The following is a 14,687-nucleotide window of genomic DNA, read 5'->3' as shown; positions in this document are numbered from 1 at the left end:
GTCCTTTAAATGAATCATCTTCGGCCATCGTCTGATGGCGCCGGGATGATACAGAACCCTGGCATTGGATCCAAGCCGCAAGGTGCACTGGCTAGTTGCACCTGTGCAACAATCGAGTGGCTCTGTATGAACTGTCCTAAGACATTACGGCTTTTTTACTCGACATTGCTGTGCGGCAGGCAATACTGCCAGCATTGTCCGCACGAGCTCAACTAATGCCGCTTCCAGCGTTGCGCTTCATAGCCTTCATTATTGGTGTATTCCTGATCACCTTGGCCGTCAGCATGGTAATCCCGATGCTGACACTGCTGCTGTACGACCGCAGCGATGATCTCGGCGCTTTCGTCTGGTCAAGCCTTATCGTGCTCTGCGCAGGCCTGGTCATGGTGGCCCGAGGCGCTCCCGGCGCACCGCAACTGCGCGCCAGGGACATGTACCTGCTCACAACGGCAAGCTGGGTCATCGTTTGCGCATTTGCGGCCTTGCCGATGGTGTTCATCCGGCACATCAGTTACACGGACGCGTTCTTCGAAACCATGTCAGGGATCACCACCACCGGCTCGACGGTACTGACCGGGCTGGACAATGCATCGCCCGGGTTGCTTATCTGGCGGTCTTTGCTGCACTGGCTGGGCGGCATCGGCTTTATCGGCATGGCTGTCGCGATCCTGCCCCTGCTGCGCGTAGGTGGCATGCGTCTGTTCCAGACCGAATCTTCGGATTGGTCAGACAAAGTGACACCCCGCTCGCATGTTGCGGCCAAGATGATCCTGATCATCTATGTGGGCCTGACAGTCTTGGGAACATGGGCGTTGTGGGCTGCCGGCATGACCCCGTTCGAAGCCATCAATCATTCGATGGCACTGATTTCAACCGGTGGTTTCTCTACCTCCGATGCCTCGCTGGGCCACTGGGGGCAGCCTGCGGTGCATTGGGTAGCCGTTGTCATCATGATGCTCGGCAGCCTCCCCTTCACCCTGTATGTGGCCACGCTGCGTGGCCATCGGCGCATCCTGTTCGATGACCATCAAGTCCGCGGTTTCATTGGCTTTCTCGTCTTCATCTGGCTCACGGTCGGAACCTGGCTCTGCTTGCACAGCGATCTGTCATGGTGGGATGCGTTCCGTATCGTGGCGGTCAACGTCACCTCCGTGGTGACCACCACGGGCATTGCCGTGGGCGACTACACGCTCTGGGGCAGCTTCGCCATCATGCTGTTCTTTTACCTGACGTTCGTCGGTGGCTGCTCGGGGTCTACCGCTGGAGGCCTGAAGATATTCCGTTTCCAGGTGGCCGCGGCCTTGCTTGTCAGCAGCCTGAAACAGTTGATCCATCCAAGGGCAACAATCTCGAAGAAATACAATGGGCACCCGATCGATGAAGAGATCGTGCGCTCACTGCTGACGTTTTCGTTCTTCTTCTCGGTCACCATCGCGGTCATCGCCCTTGGCCTCTCGCTGCTAGGGCTCGACTGGACAACGGCATTGAGCGGGGCCGCTACCGCCGTGTGCAACGTCGGCCCGGGGCTGGGAACGCTTATCGGTCCTGCAGGTAATTTCGCCTCGTTATCGGACGCTGCCAAATGGCTGCTGACTGTCGGCATGCTGCTTGGACGGCTCGAAATCCTGACCGTACTGGTACTCGTCTCTCCAGCTTTCTGGCGATTCTAGGCCAGAGGTTACCCGCCCATCTTCGCGCTCATTCACGGTCACGTCATAGCCTTGAGTAGCGGTTGTTCGGTAGACTACCGCACGGGTGCCAGCTGCACGGTGCAGTGGGGCAGGTTAAAGAACAGCGCAGGTCGGGCCGCCATGCGGGAGTACTTGCGCCTATGCAAAAAAAGGAATTGTCTCGCGCCCAGGAATTGGCCGAGCGTGCCTTCGCCAACCTTGAACGCTTTCTGCACATTGAAGCGGTCAGCGGCATCGTTCTACTGGTTGCAGCTATTGCTGCGCTGATCTGGGCCAATTCCCCGGCTGCCGAAAGCTACGACGCCCTTTGGCATACACCGCTGACAATCGGCGTGGGTTCGCTGATCTATTCGCAGTCGCTGCATTTCTGGATCAATGATGGCTTGATGACCATCTTCTTCCTTGTCGTGGGCATGGAGATCCGTCGCGAGATCCACGAGGGCGCACTGTCCAGCCTTCGGCAGGCCATGCTGCCCATGGCAGCCGCCATTGGCGGTGTAGCCGTACCCGCGCTCTTCTACCTGGGTTTTGGTCACGCTGCGGCGGAACAAAAAGGCTGGGCCGTACCGACGGCTACGGATATCGCCTTTGCGGTAGGTGTCCTGGCGCTGCTCGGCAAGTCGATCCCGTCCAACGTCCGCGTGTTTCTGCTGGCCCTGGCCATCATCGATGACATCATCGCAGTGCTGATCATCGCGTTCTTCTATTCGGGCGGCCTCGATTACAGCGGTTTCGGGGTTGCGCTGATCGGCTTGCTGATGGTGATCGGGCTGCAGAAGATCGGAGTGGGTTCGGCCTACGCGTATATCATTCCCGGCTTTGTCACCTGGCTGGGCATCCTGTTGACCGGAGCCCACCCCACCCTCGCAGGCGTTGTGCTGGGCCTGATGACGCCAGTGGCCGCAATGCCGATGCGCGAGCGACCACTGGATGCAATCAGCCGATTCACCGGAGAGCTGCTGGGGCGCGCCAGGGCGCCCGAGCGCGATGCCAGCGACCTCATGGACCCGTTGAAGCGCCTGCGCCTGGCCCAGCGCGAACTGGTGCCACCAGTGGTGCGCATGCAAGGCACCCTGCACCCTTGGGTAGCCTTCGGCATCATGCCGGTGTTTGCCTTGGCCAATGCCGGGGTAAATCTTTCGGGTGTCGATTTGTCAGCCGAGGCCCCGCAGTGGGTGATGATCGCCGTCGCTGTCGCTCTGGTAGTTGGCAAACCCTTGGGCATCGTCAGCGTCAGTTGGCTGATGGTCCGCTTGGGCTGGTGCGCGCTTCCCGCCGAGGTGAGCTGGCGCAGCATCACCTTGGTCGGGCTGCTGGCCGGCATCGGTTTCACCATGTCGATCTTCATTGCCAATCTCGCCTTCGTCGATCCTGGCGCGCTGGGGGCGGCGAAACTTGGCGTGCTTTCGGCATCGGTGATTGCAGCATTGCTTGGCCTGGCCTGGGGTGCATACAGCATCCGTAAAGCATCTGCCATGACCAAAGCAAGTTCGATGACCTAGAAAACCTCACTGGCGACCCACTTCTATCACGCAAGTGGGGTTCGATACTTGCCGGGGGCGCAGTGGGCATTGCGGCGGCCTTAAACGCGCCTCTGGCCGGTACGGTGTTTGCCATCGAGTAACCAAGCCGCACGTTCGAGCAACGCCGGTGCTCTTTGCCGAAAGCTGTGCCGGACACGGCCTCGCATGTTCAATTTCTGCCCTGAATTTGCCCTAACCCGATGGCCAGAAACGACGAAGCCCCCGAAAACTTTAACGTTTTCGGGGGCTTCGGCTACTTCGCGTATGGCGGAGAGATAGGGATTTGAACCCTAGGTACTGTTGCCAGTACAACGGATTTCGAATCCGTCCCGTTCGACCACTCCGGCATCTCTCCAATGCCGCGCATCATACCAGCGTTCTTTTAAAACGCAAACCTTTTTTTAAAAAAAATCGCGTGGTATCAGGCGCTTGCGTGAACGCACCGCTTACAGCGGCACGCCCAGGCGCTTGGCAACTTCTTCGTAGGCTTCGATAACGTCGCCCAGGCCCTGACGGAAGCGGTCCTTGTCCATCTTCTTGCGGGTCTCTTTGTCCCACAGGCGGCAGCCGTCCGGGCTGAACTCGTCGCCCAGCACGATCTGGCCATGGAATACGCCGAATTCCAGCTTGAAGTCGACCAGCAGCAGGCCGGCGTCATCGAACAGCTTGCTCAGCACTTCGTTGACTTTCAGCGACAGCTTTTTCATTTCGGCCAGCTGCTCGGCAGTGCCCCAGCCAAACGCGACAACGTGGGATTCGTTGATGAAGGGGTCGCCCTTCTCGTCGTTCTTCAGGAACAGCTCGAAGGTGGACGGCTCCAGCTTGATGCCCTCCTCCACGCCCAGGCGCTTGACCAGGCTGCCGGCGGCGTAGTTGCGCACCACGCACTCGACCGGGATCATGTCCAGCTTCTTCACCAGGCACTCGTTGTCGCCCAGCAGCTTGTCGAACTGGGTCGGCACACCGGCTTCTTCCAGTTTCTGCATGATGAAGGCGTTGAACTTGTTGTTCACCATGCCTTTACGGTCGAGCTGTTCGATGCGCTTGCCGTCGAACGCCGAAGTGTCGTTACGGAACAGCAGGATCAAGCGGTCGGCGTCGTCGGTCTTGTAAACCGATTTGGCCTTGCCGCGGTAGAGTTCGTCGCGTTTTTCCATGATTGGGCTCCGCTTGCTTGAGGTGTTGGGCTAGGCGATTTCGCGCCAGTCGAGCCCGTGTTCCTGATTCGCCACCTGGAGCCAGTCCGGGTCGCACCCAAGGGTGTCGACGAAGCACTGGCGAGCCAAGTGTGGCAGGTTGTTCTTGCTGCTGAGGTGGGCCAGCACCAGGTGTTGCAGGTTGCTCCAGCCCAACTCGTGCACCAGGCGCGCGGCCTGGTGATTGTTCAAATGTCCTTGCATGCCACCCACCCGCTGCTTCAGGAAGGCCGGGTAGTGACCGCGTGCCAGCAGGTCGCGGCAGTGGTTGGCCTCGATCAGCAGCGCATCGAGGCGCTGGTAACGCTCCAGCAGCAGCGCGTCGTATGAGCCCAGGTCGGTCAGCATGCCGAAGCGCCGCTGGCCGTCACTGACCACATACTGCAGCGGCTCGTAGGCGTCGTGCTCGACCCGCGCCGCGGTCACTTCCAGGCTGCCGATACGCAGGCTTTGGCCACAAGCGAGAAAACCGGCCACCTCCACCGGCTTGCGCATGCCGCGCAAGGTCCCCTGGCTGAGGTAGACCGGTACATTGTAGCGCCGTGACAGCAAGCCGACCCCATGCACGTGGTCGGCATGTTCGTGGGTGACCAGTACCGCACTGAGCTGTGCCGCCGACACGCCGAGCAGCGCCAGGCGCCGCTCGGTCTCGCGCAGGGAGAACCCGCAATCGACCAGGATGAACGTGTCACCACTGGCGATCAGCGTGCCGTTTCCCTGGCTGCCGCTTCCGAGTACCGCGAAGCGCACTTAGCCCAGGTGGTCCTGAATGGCGCTCAGCACGCGGCGGGCAACATCGGCCGGGGCCACGGTGTTGATGTTCTTCTCGACCGTGACCTGCACGCTCTCACCCACCTTGCTCAGGCGAACCTGGTAGCGCTCGGCACGGGCTTCACGCTCTTCCTTGGTCGGTTCGCTGCCGAACATGCGGCCGAAGAAGCCAGGCTGGTTCTGCTTGTCTTCAGGCTTTTCAGACAGGTTGATGTAGTACAGGCCAAGGCTGCGGTTGATGTCCTCGACACGCCACTCGCCACCCTGCTCCAGGGCACGTCCCACGCTGGACCAGGCGCGGTCCAGGTCGGCGCCCAGGTACAGCACCGGGTTGCCGCTGCCGTCTTCGCTCAGGCTGACGCGGCTTGGCGCGTCGAAATCGCGCGCGGCCAGCAGCGATACCGAACCGCCCTTCTCGGCGCTGCGGTTCATGCTGGCAAGCATTTCGTCGACCAGCAGGGCATCGGCACCGGTGTTGCTGGAGGTGGACGGGAAATCGGGCTCGGCAGTGCTGCCAGCCGGGCGCTCGACACTGACTACATACACCTCGGAGGTGTTGCGCTGCACGCCAGGCTCCATGCGCACACGCACGCGCACTTCACTGTCAGCGCTGCTGGCAGTGCTGGCCAGGCGCTGGCCGAGCGAAGCCGACAGTTCGTCGAAACGCTGCCAGGTGGTGTTGAATTCACCGGTCTGCGGGCGCTCTTCGGCGATGCGGAAGCCGTTGTCCTCGAAGAACTGGCGAGCCACCGGCCATACTTCGGCCGGCGAATGCTGGGCCAGCACCCAACGGCTGCTGCCGCTGCGCTGCAGGCTGTAGTCGGTAACCTGGGCGGCGCCACCGGTCATCGGTTGCGGGCGCGGCACCTCGAACTCACCGGTGGCGCTGTCGTCGGCGACGTTGCGCGGGATCGGCAGCAGCGGGTCAAGGCGCTTGACGTTGCTGGCGTCCGGCGGCAGCTGCATCGGCGCAGTCGGGCGCGCCTGCAGGTAATCGCTGCCGCGGTCGCGGAAATAGCCATCCTCGCCCCACAGCCAGCCACACCCACTGGTGCTGGAAATGATCAGGGCAAGGGCGGAAAGACCAGCCAGTCGCTTCATGCGGTGTACTTCCTCTTAAACCAGTACGCCGGACTGGCGCAAGGCAGTACGGACTTTTTCGTGGCAGCCTTCGCTCAGCCAGGTCAGCGGCAGGCGAATGCCTTTTTGCATCAGGCCCATCTCGACGAGCGCCCATTTCACCGGGATCGGGTTGGCTTCGCAGAACAGGTCTTTGTGCAGCGGCATGAGTTTTTCGTTGATTGCGCGGGCCTTCTCGGCATTGCCCGCAAGGGCGGCCTCGCACAGGTCGGCCATTTCGCGCGGGGCGACGTTGGCGGTGACGGAGATGTTGCCTTTGCCGCCCATCAGGATCAACTCGACGGCGGTCGGGTCATCGCCGGACAGGACGATGAAGTCCTTGTCGACGCCATCCAGGATGGCCTTGGCACGGGCCAGGTCGCCGGTGGCTTCCTTGATGCCGATGATGTTCTTGACCTTCGACAGGCGGATCACGGTATCGGCCTGCATGTCGCAGGAGGTGCGGCCGGGTACGTTGTAGAGAATCTGCGGGATGTCGACGGCTTCGGCGATGTGCTTGAAGTGCTGGTACAGGCCTTCTTGCGTCGGCTTGTTGTAGTACGGTACCACCAGCAGGCAGGCGTCGGCGCCGGCATTCTTGGCGTTCTGGGTCAGGTGCACGGCTTCGGCAGTGGAGTTGGCACCGGTGCCGGCGATGACCGGGATCGGTTTGTTGCTGCGCTTGACGCGCTCGACCACGTGCTTGATGACCAGGATGTGTTCTTCGACATCCAGCGTGGCGGACTCACCGGTTGTGCCGACAGCGACAATCGCGTGGGTGCCGTTTTCCAGGTGGAAGTCTACAAGTTTGTCGAGGCTGCCCCAGTCCACACGCCCTTGTGCATCCATGGGTGTGACCAATGCCACCATACTGCCCGCAATCATGTAACTGCTCCTGCCGGAAAAAGAGAGCGGTAATGGTACTGGGGGCATCGGCCTTGCACAAGCGAAGCAGGCGGGCGGAGCATTCCCCTCGGCGCCTTATTTCGCTACCCTTGATGCTTTGATCGGTGCAGCGCGGCCCGCCGGGCCGTCGACCTTGCTCCCCGCCAGCGTCCACGACCTCGCATGCGAGCCCCGGGCCCTGCCGACAGGAGGCTTTCGCCCGTCCTGTGCCGACCGCTCATCGCTTTAGGAATGCTGCATGTCCACCCCCACCGTCCGCGAACAATTCCTTGTCATCAGTGCCCTGGGCCCGAACCCCATGGAGCTGGCCAACGTCCTCAGCCGCGCTGCGTTCGAGAACCGCTGCGCGGTGGTCACCTCGCGCCTGAGCCGCCACGGCGAGACCAGCGCCCTGGTACTGCAGGTAGGTGGCAGCTGGGACGCCCTGGCACGCCTCGAAGCCATGCTGCCGGGCCTGGGCAAGAAGCACGGCCTGACCCTGGACGTGGTGCGCAGCGCCGACCAGGAAGTGCGCCCGCAGGCCCTGCCCTACGTGGCCTACGTCAGCGCCGCCTACCGGCCGGACATCATCAACGAGCTGTGCCAGTTCTTCCTCGACCACCGCGTCGAGCTGGAAGCCATGACCTGCGATACCTACCTGGCACCGCAGACCGGCAGCAGCATGCTCAACGCCCAGTTCACCGTGATTCTGCCGGCCGGCACCCAGATCAGCTGGCTGCGTGACCAGTTCCTGGACTTTGCCGATGCCCTGAACCTCGATGCGCTGATCGAGCCATGGCGTCCACAGAACCCAATGTAAGGAAACCGACCATGGCCGTAGCACTCGACCAACCCGTTGCCGACTTCCAGGCCCAGGCCACCAGCGGGCAAACCGTCAGCCTGGCCGAGCTCAAGGGCCGACAGGTGGTGGTGTACTTCTACCCGAAGGACAGCACCCCGGGCTGCACCACCGAGGGCCAGGGTTTCCGTGACCAGCACGATGCCTTTGCCGCAGCCAACACCGTGGTGTTCGGCGTGTCGCGCGATGGCATCAAGTCGCACGAGAACTTCAAGGCCAAGCAAGGCTTCCCGTTCGAGCTGATCAGCGACAAGGACGAAGCCCTGTGCCAGCTGTTCGACGTAATCAAGCTGAAGAAGCTGTATGGCAAGGAATACATGGGCGTTGACCGCAGCACCTTCCTGATCGACAAGGACGGTGTGCTGCGCCACGAATGGCGCGGAGTGAAGGTGCCCGGGCATGTGGACGCAGTACTGGCTGCTGCCCAGGCCCTGAACAAGGCTTGAGATCGTTGGGGGCGCTTTGCGCCCCTTTCGCGACACAAGGCCGCTCCTACAGGAAATCGCGTATCCCTGTAGGAGCGGCCTTGTGTCGCGATGGGCTGCAAAGCAGCCCCAAAATTACAGCATCGGTGACACACTAGGCTCCTGCCGCGGCCAGGCATCCAGCACGGCCTTGATCAAGGTCGCCAGCGGGATGGCAAAGAAAATCCCCCAGAACCCCCACAACCCGCCAAACAGCAACACCGCGCAGATGATGGCCACCGGGTGCAGGCTCACCGCCTCGGAGAACAGCAGCGGCACCAGCACGTTGCCGTCCAGCGCCTGGATGATCGCGTACACCGTCATCAGGTAGATGAACTGGTCACCCCAGCCCCACTGGAACAGTGCGATCAACGTCACCGGCACGGTCACCACAACCGCGCCCACGTAAGGCACCACCACCGACAGCCCCACCAGCAGCGCCAGCAACGCGGCGTAGTTGAGCCCCAGGCTGATGAAGGCGATGTAGGTGGCAATGCCGCAGATCAGGATCTCGATGCCCTTGCCGCGGATGTAGTTTGCGATCTGCCGGTTCATCTCGCTGCCCACCCGGTTCAGCAGGCTGCGCTGACGTGGCAGGTAGCCGCTGACCCAACGGCCGATCAGTTCGCGGTCCTTGAGAAAGAAAAACACCAGGATCGGCACCAGCACCAGATAGATCATGGCGTTGACCAGCAGCGGCAGGCTCGATAGCGAGAAGGTCAGTGCCCACTGGCCGAATTTGCCGATTTCTCCGCGCACCGACTCGATGGCATGCAGCACCTGCTCGTCCGACACCAGGTGCGGATAGCGCTCGGGCAACAGCAACAGCAGCGACTGCCACTTGCCGAGCATGCCCGGCAGCTCGTTGAACAGGGTGATCAACTGGTGCCAAAGCAGTGGCACCAGCACCAGCATGAACACCGCCAGCGCGCCCATGAACAGGGCGAACACCAGCATCACCGCCAACCGGGTGGGTACCCGCAAGCGCTCCAGGGCATTGACCAGCCCCTGCATCAGAAACGCCAGAACCATGCCCGCCAGCACCGGCGCAAGCATGCCACCCAGGGTGAGTACCGCAGTAAAAGCCAGGAACAACAGGACCGCCAGCACCACCGCTTCCTCATCGGAGAAGTAGCGCTGCATCCAGTCGCGAAGCACTTTGAACATTGACGATCCTTGGAAAGACTCAGGCCTTGCGTAGCCAGTAAGTGTAGGTACCGGCCTCGGCCGTTTCCCGCAGCAGGGTATGACCGGCCAACTGGGCGAAAGTGCGGAAGTCGCGCTGGGAGCCGGCGTCGGTGGCGATTACCTTGAGCACCGCGCCGCTGGCCAGGCGGTTGAGCTCCATCTTGGCCTTCAGCAGCGGCAAAGGGCAATTCAGCCCGCTGGCGTCCAGTTCGGCGTCACAGGTCAGGGTTTCACTCATTGCGGAACTCTCCAAAGGCATTGCCGGGCTGTATCTGGATTTGGCCGGCTAGGATAGCGCCACTGGTCGCCAACGTGTGAGCCCGCTACAGTAGGTATCTTTGACCGACGCGAGCTTCATGCATGAATCTACTGCGCCCTACCCTGCTGACGCTGGCCTGCCTGTTGGCCCTTCCCGGCCATGCTGACGACCTGCCATCACTGGGTGATGCCAGTTCCGCGATCGTCTCGCCGCAACAGGAGCACCAGCTCGGCCGTGCCTGGCTGAGCCTGCTGCGCGGCCAGGTCAACCAGCTCAACGACCCGCAGCTGAAGGACTACGTCGAAACCAGCGTGTACCGCCTGGCCGAAACCAGCCAGCTGCAGGACCGCCGCCTGGAATTCATCCTCATCGATAGCCGTGAGCTCAACGCCTTTGCCGCCCCGGGCGGCATCGTCGGGGTAAACGGCGGGCTGTTCCTCAACGCCCAGACCGAAGGCGAGTACGCCTCGGTACTGGCCCACGAACTGGCGCACTTGTCGCAACGCCACTTCGCCCGCGGCGTCGAGGCCCAGCAGCGCATGCAACTGCCGATGATGGCGGCGCTGCTGGCCGGTATCGTGCTGGCGGCCGGTGGCGGCGGTGATGCCGGTATCGGTGTGATCGCCGGCACCCAGGCGGCGGCGATCCAGGAACAGCGGCGCTTCTCGCGGCAGAACGAACAGGAAGCCGACCGCATCGGCATCCAGAATCTGGAAAAGGCCGGCTACGACCCGCGCAACATGCCGACCATGTTCGAGCGCCTGGCCCGGCAGTACCGCTACGACGCCAAGCCGCCGGAATTCCTGCTGACCCACCCGGTAACCGAGTCGCGTATCGCCGACACCCGCAACCGTGCCGAGCAGGCCCCCAAGGGCGGCGTCGAGGACAGCATGCGCTACCAGTTGATCCGTGCCCGGGTGGCGCTTACCTACGAAGGCACCCCGGGGCTGGCGGCCAAACGCTTCCGCGCCCAGCTGGACGAAGACCCCAAGCTGGACGCCGCGCGTTACGGCCTGGCCCTGGCGCAGATCAAGGGCGGCCAGCTGAACGAGGCGCGTGAACTGCTCAAGCCGCTGCTGGCCAAGGCCCCCAACGACATTACCTACAACCTGGCGCAGATCGACCTGGACATCACCAACAACCGCCTGGCGGATGCGCAGCAACGTGCTGAACGCATGCAGGGGCTGTATCCGGGCAACTACCCGCTGAAGCAGGTACGTGCCGATCTGCTGGTGAAGCTGAACAAGCCCGCCGAGGCGGAAAAGGTGCTGAACGAACTGGTGAAGAGCCGGCCGGATGACCCGGACGTGTGGTACGACATGGCCGAAGTGCGGGGCCTTTCGGGCAATACGATTGGCTTGCACCGGGCGCGGGCCGAGTACTTCACCCTGGTGGGCGATTTCGACCAGGCGATCCAGCAGCTGGATTACGCCAAGCGCCGGTCGGGTGGGAACTTCCCGCTGGCAGCACAGATTGACCAGCGCCAGCGCGAGATCATGGAGCAGCAGCGCATGGTTCAGGAAATGATGGGGCGTTGAGAGCCCTTTCGCGGGTAAACCCGCTCCCACAGGGACCGCACCGCCCGTGAGCGCTGCGCTGTACCTGTGGGAGCGGGCGTGCCCGCGAAGAAAGCGACGCGGTCTGGCGTCAAGCGTTACCGGACAACTTCAGGCGCGCTGTCTGGGTAAAGTCCAGCATCCGGTTCAACGGCTTGATCGCCTTCGGCACCAGCGCCGGGTCGACAAAGATCTCGTTCGTGCCATTACGCAGGCAATCCAGCACACGCTCCAGGGTGTTCATCGCCATCCACGGGCAGTGCGCGCAACTGCGGCATGCCGCGCCGTTACCGGCGGTGGGGGCTTCGACGAACTCCTTGTCCGGGCACAGCTGCTGCATCTTGTAGAAGATGCCGCGGTCGGTGGCAACGATGAAGGTCTTGTTCGGCAGGGTCTGGGCAGCCTTGATCAGCTGGCTGGTGGAGCCCACCGCATCGGCCAGCTCGATCACCGCTTCCGGCGACTCGGGGTGCACCAGAATCGCCGCATCCGGGTACAGCGCCTTCATGTCGGCCAACTGGCGTGACTTGAACTCTTCGTGAACGATGCAGGCACCGTCCCACAGCAGCATGTCGGCACCGGTTTGCTTCTGGATGTAGCGCCCCAGGTGCTGGTCCGGGCCCCAGATGATGGTTTCGCCGTTGTCCATCAGGCTTTCGACGATTTCCAGCGCGCAGCTCGAGGTCACCACCCAGTCGGCACGGGCCTTCACGGCTGCAGAAGTGTTGGCGTAGACCACCACGGTGCGCTCGGGGTGCTGGTCGCAGAAGGCTGAGAACTCTTCTACCGGGCAGCCCAGGTCGAGCGAGCAGGTGGCCTCCAGGGTAGGCATCAGCACGCGTTTTTCGGGAGTGAGGATTTTCGCCGTCTCGCCCATGAAGCGCACGCCGGCAACGATCACGGTTTCGGCCGGGTGGTTCTTGCCGAAGCGGGCCATTTCCAGCGAGTCGGACACGCAGCCGCCGGTTTCTTCGGCCAGCGCCTGGATGACCGGGTCGCAGTAATAGTGGGCGACCAGCACGGCGTTCTGGGCCTTGAGCTCGGCAGCGATGGCCGCACGGTATTCGGCCTCCTGCTCGGCTGTCAGCGGGTTTGGCTGCTTGGCGTCGAGGTGGGCCTGAACCAACAGGCGTTCGGAAATCTGGGTCATGATCGCTGGACCTGCAGGCGCGTGCGCGCGTCAAATCGAGTGTATCACCCGGCCCTGACAGATCGGCTAAGGGTGCCGGACGGCACAAAGGCCGCCACGGCCCTCTGCGGGCGCGGATTATTATCGGAGGCCGAAGGCTACAGACAATCCAGCGAATTCTAAAGTGGTTTTTGTGTTGCCTGCACTGGCCCTTTCGCGGGTGAACCCGCTCCCACAGAGTCTGCCAAACTCCTGTGGGAGCGGGTTTACCCGCGAAGAGGCCGGTACAGGCTTTCGATCAGCCCTGCGGCGACAGGGCCGCCAGCTGCGCCGCCATGAGCATCGCGAACTCTTCCACGGTCATCTTCTTGCCGTTGAAGTCGACCATGCCGTCGGCATAGTGCAGGCTGCTCACCACATCATTGCCCTGCACGGTGGCCATGCCACTCTGCAGCGCCATCATGCCGACCATTTCCCCGGCCTGGCTCGATTGCATGGCAATGGCCTGGGCGTCGGTCTGGCCATCCAGCAATGCCTGCAAGGTTGCCAGGTCACCGATCATCGGCTTGGACAGCGACAGCTTGCTCTTCACCTCGGTGATCAGTTGCTTGCTCAACTGGTCAGGCGGCAGGTCGAAGCTGGCCGGGGCGGCGAAGCCCATCGACAGGTCGAAGCGGCTTTCACCATTGGCAGTCCTGAACGACAGGTTTTCCACCGCCACCCGGGGCTTGGCAGCCAGCAGTTTCTGCAGCTCGCCCTGGAACCTGGCCTTCTCCTCATCGTCCATCTGGATTTCCGGCACCGGCTGGCCAGCGGCAGCTGCGACCTCGAATTCCGGCAGGTGCGCCTGGTACCACGTCGACAACGCCTGTAGCGCCGGCGCGTTGACCGACGTGATGCTCACCGCCATCTGCGCCTTGCCCACCGCACGGCCATCCCAGGTGATATCCCCGACCTTGTACTCCACGCGGCCACCCACGGTATCCGGGCCCTCAAGGGTTTGCAGGGCGTTCTGCTCCAGCCCCTTGACCACCAGCACCTGCTGTTTCGGCCCCAGGGTGACCTTGGTTTCGGCCAGCGCCAGGTCGACGTTGCCCACGTAGATGGCCTCGTGCGCGGTGGCCGCCAGCTGGCCGCCGACCTTCAGCCCATTGAGCTCGAAGGTGGCAGGCGGCTGGTCATCGCGTACCAGTTTCATCACGAACCGATCGGCCTGACCGTGGAAGCTCGAGGCCTTGCCTTCCTGGTCACCACTGACTTGCAGTTGCATGCCCGAGAAGTCGAGGCTGTTGCCATCCGCTTCGTCGAGCTTGACCGGGGCCAGGTGCACCTGGCTGACCACATTGCCGTCGTAGCCCAGGCTGGTCTGTGCGCTGACCGGGGCCTGCTCGCCCGCTGCGGCGAACCACGGCGCGGTGGCGTCGTCCTTCTGCAGCGTGCTGTTGCTGACTGCCAGCACCGGCATCAGCTTCAGTGCCTTTACCCGCGACCAGGGGAACGGACCGTGCTCGATCTGGTCGGTCACGCCAACGTCGAAACTCACCACTTCGCCTTCGCCCAGGTTGATATCGCGGGCCTTGAGCCGGTACTGGGCGGTACTGCTGAAGAAATGCTGCTCCAGCGATACCCGTTCGATGCTCATGCTGCCACCGGTACTCACCAGGGCCTTCTTGAGTTCCGCGTTGCTGCGGACCAGGGCGTTGTCCAACTCCGCAGGCAGCTGCTTGCCGGTGTACCAGGCGCCAGCGGTGGTTGCGACGGCGATGGCGATAGCCAGGCCGGAAAGGATGCCAACTGATTTCTTCATGAATAGAACCGATTGCTGTCCATATGGGCTTCGTAGGCGGCCAAGGGCCACACAGGACGCCAAGAGTACCACTGCCGCCCAGCCCTGGCGCTGGCCAGGCTCGATAAATCCGGTTTTTGGGAAACGCCTGACAGACCTGCCAAGGGAGACCGGCATTCGTTAATTTTTGCGAACACCAAAATTGATCATAACCGCAAAAAAACGCGCAAAAACCGAACAAAACCCCACTTTAATCGATAA

Annotated in this window: 13 protein-coding genes, 1 tRNA gene and 1 pseudogene; 6 read left to right on the top strand and 9 right to left on the bottom strand. The window is 62.4% G+C overall.

Annotated features, from left to right (window positions below):
• The first annotated feature begins 215 nt into the window (after positions 1-215).
• The 3 genes and pseudogenes from RR51_RS15075 to RR51_RS31825 all read left to right on the top strand — a co-directional run.
• Entirely contained in the window at positions 216-1,670 is a 1,455-nt protein-coding gene (locus RR51_RS15075) for a TrkH family potassium uptake protein (protein ID WP_039613972.1), read from the top strand.
• Between the two features lie 161 nt (positions 1,671-1,831).
• Positions 1,832-3,193 carry a Na+/H+ antiporter NhaA gene (nhaA, locus tag RR51_RS15070; RefSeq protein ID WP_039613971.1) on the top strand — a complete coding sequence of 454 codons (1,362 nt, stop codon included), beginning with the start codon at positions 1,832-1,834 and terminating at the stop codon, positions 3,191-3,193.
• 38 nt (positions 3,194-3,231) lie between these two features.
• Positions 3,232-3,312: pseudogene (locus RR51_RS31825) on the top strand (chloride channel protein); the annotation flags it as partial.
• A 167-nt stretch (positions 3,313-3,479) separates the two neighbouring features.
• Here the strand turns inward: RR51_RS31825 and RR51_RS15065 are convergent.
• The 5 genes from RR51_RS15065 to dapA all read right to left on the bottom strand — a co-directional run bounded on the left by RR51_RS15065 (position 3,480) and on the right by dapA (position 7,185).
• A tRNA-Ser gene (locus tag RR51_RS15065) sits at positions 3,480-3,569 on the bottom strand.
• Between the two features lie 91 nt (positions 3,570-3,660).
• Positions 3,661-4,371 (bottom strand): phosphoribosylaminoimidazolesuccinocarboxamide synthase, encoded by a 711-nt coding sequence (purC, locus tag RR51_RS15060; RefSeq protein WP_004375217.1) that lies wholly within the window; start codon positions 4,369-4,371, stop codon positions 3,661-3,663.
• A gap of 30 nt (positions 4,372-4,401) precedes the next feature.
• Positions 4,402-5,160 (bottom strand): MBL fold metallo-hydrolase, encoded by a 759-nt coding sequence (locus RR51_RS15055; protein ID WP_039613970.1) that lies wholly within the window; start codon positions 5,158-5,160, stop codon positions 4,402-4,404.
• Positions 5,161-6,282: an outer membrane protein assembly factor BamC gene (gene bamC / locus RR51_RS15050; RefSeq protein ID WP_004375223.1), complete on the bottom strand. Its 1,122-nt coding sequence runs from the start codon at positions 6,280-6,282 to the stop codon at positions 5,161-5,163.
• Between the two features lie 15 nt (positions 6,283-6,297).
• Positions 6,298-7,185: a 4-hydroxy-tetrahydrodipicolinate synthase gene (gene dapA, locus RR51_RS15045; protein WP_039613969.1), complete on the bottom strand. Its 888-nt coding sequence runs from the start codon at positions 7,183-7,185 to the stop codon at positions 6,298-6,300.
• Positions 7,186-7,444: 259 nt separating this feature from the next.
• Here dapA and RR51_RS15040 point away from each other — a divergent pair, with 259 nt between their 5' ends.
• Together RR51_RS15040 and RR51_RS15035 are read left to right on the top strand one after the other, a co-directional pair.
• A complete protein-coding gene (locus RR51_RS15040) occupies positions 7,445-8,005 on the top strand; it encodes a glycine cleavage system protein R (protein WP_013973793.1) in 561 nt (186 codons plus the stop codon).
• An 11-nt stretch (positions 8,006-8,016) separates the two neighbouring features.
• A complete protein-coding gene (locus RR51_RS15035) occupies positions 8,017-8,490 on the top strand; it encodes a peroxiredoxin (protein ID WP_004375231.1) in 474 nt (157 codons plus the stop codon).
• A gap of 114 nt (positions 8,491-8,604) precedes the next feature.
• On the opposite strand, the gene RR51_RS15030 is transcribed toward RR51_RS15035, so the two are convergent.
• Positions 8,605-9,675 carry an AI-2E family transporter gene (locus RR51_RS15030; protein WP_015271461.1) on the bottom strand — a complete coding sequence of 357 codons (1,071 nt, stop codon included), beginning with the start codon at positions 9,673-9,675 and terminating at the stop codon, positions 8,605-8,607.
• A 19-nt stretch (positions 9,676-9,694) separates the two neighbouring features.
• Complete coding sequence (locus tag RR51_RS15025; RefSeq protein ID WP_004375233.1) at positions 9,695-9,934, bottom strand: sulfurtransferase TusA family protein; 240 nt, start codon at positions 9,932-9,934, stop codon at positions 9,695-9,697.
• Between the two features lie 122 nt (positions 9,935-10,056).
• On the opposite strand from RR51_RS15025, the gene RR51_RS15020 reads away from it, so the two are divergent.
• Complete coding sequence (locus tag RR51_RS15020; protein WP_025340255.1) at positions 10,057-11,493, top strand: M48 family metalloprotease; 1,437 nt, start codon at positions 10,057-10,059, stop codon at positions 11,491-11,493.
• A 109-nt stretch (positions 11,494-11,602) separates the two neighbouring features.
• Here the strand turns inward: RR51_RS15020 and nadA are convergent, their stop codons facing one another.
• Together nadA and RR51_RS15010 are read right to left on the bottom strand one after the other, a co-directional pair.
• A complete protein-coding gene (gene nadA / locus RR51_RS15015) occupies positions 11,603-12,661 on the bottom strand; it encodes a quinolinate synthase NadA (protein ID WP_039613968.1) in 1,059 nt (352 codons plus the stop codon).
• A 277-nt stretch (positions 12,662-12,938) separates the two neighbouring features.
• On the bottom strand, positions 12,939-14,447 hold the full coding sequence (locus tag RR51_RS15010) for a YdgA family protein (RefSeq protein WP_039613967.1): 1,509 nt from the start codon (positions 14,445-14,447) through the stop codon (positions 12,939-12,941).
• Between the last annotated feature and the right edge of the window lie 240 nt (positions 14,448-14,687).

It is taken from the genome of Pseudomonas sp. C5pp (assembly GCF_000814065.1).
Lineage (GTDB): Bacteria > Pseudomonadota > Gammaproteobacteria > Pseudomonadales > Pseudomonadaceae > Aquipseudomonas > Aquipseudomonas asiatica.
This window is presented reverse-complemented; position numbering and strand designations above follow the sequence as displayed.